The sequence below is a fragment of the Helicobacter sp. L8 genome (genome assembly GCF_003660355.1).
Lineage (GTDB): Bacteria > Campylobacterota > Campylobacteria > Campylobacterales > Helicobacteraceae > Helicobacter > Helicobacter labacensis.
Genome location: NZ_QXQR01000046.1, coordinates 1 through 1,677, shown reverse-complemented (window position 1 = coordinate 1,677; position 1,677 = coordinate 1). Strand labels below are relative to the sequence as shown.

The 1,677-nt window shown below is 44.2% G+C and carries 1 pseudogene; it reads right to left on the bottom strand.

What is annotated here, in order from left to right:
• Positions 1-1,677: pseudogene (locus EAO37_RS09350) on the bottom strand (hypothetical protein); the annotation flags it as partial.

Sequence of the window (1,677 nt, the reverse complement as noted above, 5' to 3'; positions counted from 1 at the left end):
CTAAACTCTTGGGCTTTTTGGTATCTAGCTAGATATTTTTTAGCCCTCTCAATCTCTCTTTCATAGCCCTCTATGATGCGCTTGTGTAGGTCTATGTCTTTTAAATCATGTAGTGCGGACGCAAATTCAAGAGCGTTGTTTTTTGTATCACGCGGATACCTTTTTCTTAACGCGTCCTTGTATTCTTCCAACTCTTTGCCGTCCTCTTCTACCATCTCAATCGTTCTTTTGCGATCCTCTATGCGTGCAGGGGGGTTTTTGATGGTGTGCTGTGCGTCCCAAATACTTCTTTGGCTAAAGCGTTCTCTTAATAGATCGTGTATCTGCTCGGGTTCTAGTTGAATCTCTGCTAACTCTTGGGGGGTTTTAATGCTAGAGTCGGTTAAGTCGTTAGGGTGTAGATTAGTCCCATCACCCTTAGCAATTCGGTTACTTGGTAGGACATCTGAGCCGGGCGACTTGTCTAGCTTGTAGGCTGTAATCACCCATATATTCTCCCCTTTATGGTCCCACCCTTTGGATAAACCTACCCGATAAGTTGCCCCATTGTGCTTGCCGATGATGGTTTTTACATTGTTCTCGTCCGTAACTTCTCCATTCTTAATTAGATACTCTAGCCCATTCGCCACCCTCTCATCTATATTTGCCCCCTTAAAGCTCTCAAAATCTCCAGCGTGTTTTTCTAGGATTTTAGACAAACCATAAGGCTTTAGAGGTTTGCCCTTAGCATCCTTTAAACCCTGCAAACGCTGCGCGTTTGCTCCCCACACCAGATCAATATACCCCAACCCCTCTTTATAAAACGCCCCGGCTACTTGCCCGCGTTTTTCTTTTAAAAGCTTAGCTACAGCTTCTGCGCCTTTGCCTGCATACTCTGCAAAGTTTTCGCCAAAGGCGGGATTGGCTTCAATTTTAAGCGCTGTTGTGCTATCTTTGATCACACTATCTAAAGGCTTGTCAATGGCTTCATCAATCCCCTTACCACCACTTAAAGATGTGGATTTTTGGTTTAATTTTGAATCTAGGCGGTTGTATGCGTTGCCGGATGATGAAGAAGAACCCGCTTTTGAGTTTAAGGGGGGTTCTTGGGTGGCGTTTAAATCCGATAAGGAGTTTTTCACGAGTACGGATTGGTGTGGCGATTCTTGTGGCGAAGTGAGCTTAAACGAAGTGAATAAACTGCTATCTAAGTCGGATTCTTGACCTATTGCCTTCATCTTGCGTCTGAGTTCTTTGGCTTCTTTTCTGCTTAAATTCCCCTCTAGCTGGAGTCTGCGTTTAGCCTTATAAAGCGGGTCTAAATCTTTCTTAACTGCCCAACTCTTAGGCGTGTGTATTTGTATCTCACTAGGCACGCCATTGTAAGTAAAATTGATGTGTGCGCCCTTGTAGTTGTCTTGGGTTTTGATGAATCTCGGGCTAATGTCTTTAATAGATGGATTAGATTCTAAGCTCTCTAAAACATGGTCAAATTGGGCACTAATGTTTTCTCTAGGCGCAATCACCGCCCCTCTTAACAAGTCATCTACTCTTGTGCTATCCCCGCCATAATAGCCTAGTTTCTCCTCAACACTCCCCACACTCTTTACAATATGGCTAGCCTCTAACTGGCTACTAGGCTGGGCTAACCCCTCTAAGAGTTGTTTAAAGTCTGCTTCTTGCTCTTGAGCCTTGTTA